Raw genomic sequence first — 5,077 nt, 5'->3', positions numbered from 1 at the left:
GTCTTTTTGTGCTTATAGCCAGGCAAATGTTTTTAAAGTAACACTTGATGCTGGACATGGTGATCACGACTTTGGAGCTGTTTACAGCGGACGTATTGAAAAAAATATTGCTTTAGCTATTGTTTTAAAAGTGGGTAAAATCTTAGAAGGAAGTCCTAATGTTAATGTAATATATACTCGTAAAACGGATGTTTTTATTGATTTGGTCGAAAGAGCCAACATTGCAAACAGAGCAAATTCGAATATTTTTGTATCAATCCACTGTAATGCAAACAAAAACACAGCTGCCGACGGAACAGAAACCTATGTAATGGGTTTGAGTAAAGTAGCATCGAATCTTGAAGCTGCGAAAAAAGAGAACTCGGTAATTACTTTAGAAAAAGATTATAAACGTAAATACGAAGGTTTCGATCCAAATTCACCTGAATCAATGATCGGAATGACTTTAATGCAGGAAGAATATCTGGACAACAGTATTTCTTTGGCCAGTAAAATTGAAGACAATTTTGATAAACTTGGGAAAAAATTGAGACACGGAGGGGTAAAGCAAGCGCCTTTTATGGTACTTCATAAAGCTTATATGCCTAGGGTTTTAGTAGAAACCGGGTTCGTATCCAACCCAACAGAAGGAAATATTCTAAACTCAGAAGAAGGACAAAATGATATTGCAAAAGCGATTGCTGAAGCAATTTTGAGTTATAAAAGCGAATATTTTGGTTCAGGTGTTCCGGAAATAATAGATTCAAGACCGGCAAAAGACACTTCAACTCCGATAAAAACAAAGGAAGTTGAAACTCCTGCGGCAGTTAAAAATACTCCAAAAGGGACATTCTTTAAGGTACAGCTTATTGCCAGTATTAAAAAAACACCATTGGAACCTAAAAATTTTAAAGGACTTAAAAACGTAACCATGCTGTACGAAAATAATATTTATAAATATTTCTATCAGGAAACTTCAAGTTACGATGCGGCCAAAAAATATTTGGAAGAAGCTAAAGATAAAGGATATGGAGCTGCTTTTTTGGTTGCAACCAAAGATGGAGAAAAGATCAGTATTCAAGACGCCATTAAATAATAGCTTCTAGTTCGAATATTTATATTAATTTTGTACAAACACTAAGAATTTTGAAACTAACAAGAGAAATTAAAACGGCTATTTTAGTCATTGCGTCAATTTTATTATTTATTTGGGGCTATAGTTTTTTAAAAGGCAAAGACCTTTTTACAGATTACAAAACATTATATGCAGAATATGATAATGTTGAAGATTTGTCAGCGTCAGCTCCCGTTACCATAAACGGACTTACGATTGGTAAAGTAACTAAAATTACAATCAATGAAGTAACAGGGAAATTATTAGTTGAACTTCAATTAAAAACGGATTTTCCAATTTCTAAAACAAGTCAGGCATCTTTATATTCTCCAAGTTTAATTGGAGGGAAACAGATCAAAATTGTTCCTAATTTTGCAGACAAAGAACTGGCAGTTGATGGTCAGACTTTAGCTTCGGTTGTTGAGCCGGGACTGAAAGAATCTTTGGGCGGGAAAATTGAGCCAATTCAGGTGAAATTAGAAAAAATGTTGGTCAATATTGATAATCTGGTTTCTGGATTAAACAACGTTTTAGATAAAAAAGGACAAGAAGATCTGAAGAAAACTTTGGCTGAATTGAGTCAGACTATGGAGCAGTTTCATAAAGCTTCAGGAAGCATCAATACTATTTTAGATACCAACAAAGGACAGATTAACGGAGTGGTAAGCAACTTTAATAAAATGTCCAGTAACTTCAATAAAATCTCTGATTCTTTAAACAAAGCAGATTTAGGGAAAACTGTTCGAAACTTAAATCAGACATTAGCTAAAGTGGATGGTATTATGAGTAATTTGAACTCAGGAAAAGGTACTGCAGGTAAATTATTGAATGATGATGCTTTGTATAATAATCTGGCTAAAACTTCAAAAGAGCTTGAATTGTTGTTACAGGATGTTCGTCTTTACCCAACACGTTATGTAAATGTTTCGCTTTTCGGAAAGAAAAACAAACCTTATGTAGCACCAACAGAAGACGCTAACACAACCACTAAAAAATAATCAGAATGAGTTATTTAGATAATATTTTATTCGCTATACTTCTTATAATAGGTTTTGGCTTTTTTGCATCGAGCGTAAAAAAGATCATCCGAAACATTAATTTGGGAGTAGATGTAAATCGAAAAGATAATTCTAAAGCACGTTGGAAAAACATGGCATTGATTGCTCTAGGGCAGTCAAAAATGGTGAGACGCCCTGTAGCTGGAATACTTCATATTTTTGTATATGTAGGTTTTATAATTATCAACATCGAATTACTCGAGATCATTATTGACGGACTTTTTGGAACGCATAGAATTTTTGCGCCTTATTTAGGGGTAGTTTATGATGTTTTAATTGCGTCATTTGAGATATTGGCAATACTGGTCATTTTTGCTGTTACCGTTTTTTGGATTAGAAGAAATGTAATCCGATTAAAGCGTTTTGTGAACAAAGACCTGGACGGATTTCCAAAAAGCGATGCTAATTACATCTTGTATTTCGAAACCGTTTTGATGTTATTGTTTTTATTGATGAATGCTTCCGATCTTCATTTGCAAAATGTTCCGGGAGGAGTTTTTCATAAAGCAGGAAGCTTCCCTATTAGTCAGTTTATAGCACCAATTTTTAACGGAATGTCGAATGAATTGGTAGTGCTGTTGTTTGAAGTGTTCTGGTGGCTGCACATAGCGGGTATTTTAGTTTTCATGAACTATTTATATTTTTCTAAACACCTGCACATTCTTTTGGCTTTCCCCAATACGTATTTTGCAAACCTGAACCCTGAAGGTCAGTTTGATAATTTAGAGTCAGTAACCAAAGAGGTAAAGTTGATGATGGATCCAAACGCAGATCCGTTTGCGGCTGCTCCGGTTGACGAAAATGCTGCTCCTGCAAAATTTGGAGCAAGCGATGTTCAGGATTTGAACTGGGTACAGCTTTTAAACGCTTATACCTGTACGGAATGTGGTCGTTGTACATCATCATGTCCGGCAAATCAAACGGGTAAAAAATTGTCTCCTCGTAAAATTATGATGGATACGAGAGACCGTTTGCAGGAAGTTGGTAAAAACATCGATGCGAATAAAGGAGTTTTTGTTCCGGATAATAAGACCTTATTGAACGATTATATTACACCTGAAGAATTGTGGGCTTGTACCTCGTGTAACGCCTGTGTAGAAGAATGTCCGGTAAACATCAGTCCGTTGTCTATTATTATGGACATGCGTCGTTATTTGGTGATGGAACAAAGTGCTGCTCCAATGTCATTGAATGCCATGATGACCAATATCGAAAACAATGGAGCGCCATGGCAGTACAGCCAGCAGGATCGTTTGAATTGGAAAAACGAAAATTAGAAATAAAAGTTTAAAAGGTTATTGGTTTAACCGTTTAATCGATTGGAATAAAATAGTAAGGTTTTTGAGTAGGGTTATCGCAAAGAGTGCGATTAACCAAATAAACAATTAACCGATTTAACAACAAAAGAAGATGTCAGAAAGTTTAGTAGTGCCAACAATGGCTGAGATGCTAGCCCAGGGAACACAGCCTGAATTTTTATTTTGGGTAGGTTGCGCAGGGAGTTTTGATGATAGAGCAAAAAAAATTACAAAAGCATTTGTGCGAATTTTAAATCGTACCAATGTATCGTTTGCGGTTTTGGGTACTGAAGAGAGCTGTACCGGAGATCCTGCAAAACGTGCCGGAAATGAGTTCTTGTTTCAAATGCAGGCCATGATGAATATCGAGGTACTTAATGCTTATGAAGCAAAGAAAATTGTTACTGCTTGTCCGCATTGTTTCAATACTTTAAAAAACGAATATCCGGAATTAGGAGGTCAGTACGATGTTATTCATCATACAGAATTCTTAAAATCATTAATTGATGATGGAAGGCTAACCGTAGAAGGAGGTCAGTTTAAAGGAAAGAAAATTACTTTTCACGATCCTTGTTATTTAGGTAGAGCTAACAAAGTATATGAAGCGCCAAGAGACTTGATTCAGAAACTGGATGTTGAACTAGTGGAAATGAAGCGCTCAAAAGCAAACGGACTTTGTTGTGGAGCGGGTGGTGCACAAATGTTTAAAGATGCCGAACCTGGAAATAAAGAAGTAAACGTATTGCGTACCGAAGATGCTTTGGAAGTACAGCCGGATATTATTGCAGCCGGGTGTCCGTTCTGTAATACAATGTTGACCGATGGTATCAAGCATCAGGAAAAAGAAGGACAAGTGAAAGTAATGGATGTTGCGGAGCTAATTGCGAATGCACAGGATCTTTAATTTGAGGTTCTAAGATGCTAAGGCGCTAAGGTTCTAAGTTTTTCAACCTGAACTTGAAACCTGAAACCTGAAACTTTTTCAATCTAAAATCACCAATCTAAAATCTAAAATTAAAATGTATATACCTTTTGAAAATTTACCTGGTGAATCCAGAGTTTGGATTTATCAATCAAACAGAAAATTTTCTGAGGAAGAATTTTCTGAAATAGAAACCGACCTGAAAGCTTTTGTAGAAGAATGGGCGGCACACGGAACAAGTCTTGAGGCTTCGTATCAGCTAAAATACAACCGATTCATTATTTTGGCTGTAAACCAGGAAGTACAAGCGGCAACAGGCTGTTCGATCGATAGTTCGGTGGAGTTTATCCAAAGTTTAGAGAAAAAGTACAATGTTGATTTGTTAGACAAAATGAATGTGACTTTTAAACTGGGGGAACATATTGCACACAAACCTTTAATCGATTTCAAGAAAATGGTTAAAGATAAATCAGTTTCCGAGAACACTATTGTTTTTAATAATCTCGTTAACAATATTGAAGAATTCAACGAATCGTGGGAAGTTCCTGCAGCCGATAGCTGGCACAGCAGATTTTTCTAATAGAAATTTATGATATTTGAAAGGCGCAAAACTTAAGTTTTGCGCCTTTTTTATTGTGATGTGTGGCTTCAAAATCCGGTCACTTTTTTTAGGATCTGGTATAGTTTAGTTTTATTTTTTTTAAAG

Annotated in this window: 5 protein-coding genes; all 5 read left to right on the top strand. The window is 35.7% G+C overall.

Annotated elements, in window-relative coordinates; genetic code table 11:
- On the top strand, positions 1-1,075 hold a 1,075-nt coding region (locus tag JO950_RS21230; RefSeq protein ID WP_202704432.1), incomplete at its 5' end, for an N-acetylmuramoyl-L-alanine amidase.
- A 50-nt stretch (positions 1,076-1,125) separates the two neighbouring features.
- Positions 1,126-2,091, top strand: coding sequence for an MlaD family protein (locus JO950_RS21225; RefSeq protein ID WP_202704431.1), 966 nt, complete (start codon positions 1,126-1,128; stop codon positions 2,089-2,091).
- Between the two features lie 5 nt (positions 2,092-2,096).
- A complete protein-coding gene (locus tag JO950_RS21220; RefSeq protein WP_202704430.1) occupies positions 2,097-3,428 on the top strand; it encodes a (Fe-S)-binding protein in 1,332 nt (443 codons plus the stop codon).
- Between the two features lie 133 nt (positions 3,429-3,561).
- The gene (locus JO950_RS21215; protein ID WP_202704429.1) at positions 3,562-4,353 is read left to right on the top strand and encodes a (Fe-S)-binding protein; all 792 of its coding nucleotides are present in this window, start codon (positions 3,562-3,564) and stop codon (positions 4,351-4,353) included.
- A 115-nt stretch (positions 4,354-4,468) separates the two neighbouring features.
- Positions 4,469-4,951: a hypothetical protein gene (locus tag JO950_RS21210; RefSeq protein WP_017497652.1), complete on the top strand. Its 483-nt coding sequence runs from the start codon at positions 4,469-4,471 to the stop codon at positions 4,949-4,951.
- Positions 4,952-5,077 lie beyond the last annotated feature (126 nt).

It is taken from the genome of Flavobacterium sp. UGB4466 (genome assembly GCF_903469665.1).
Classification (GTDB): Bacteria; Bacteroidota; Bacteroidia; order Flavobacteriales; family Flavobacteriaceae; genus Flavobacterium; species Flavobacterium lipolyticum.
This window is presented reverse-complemented; position numbering and strand designations above follow the sequence as displayed.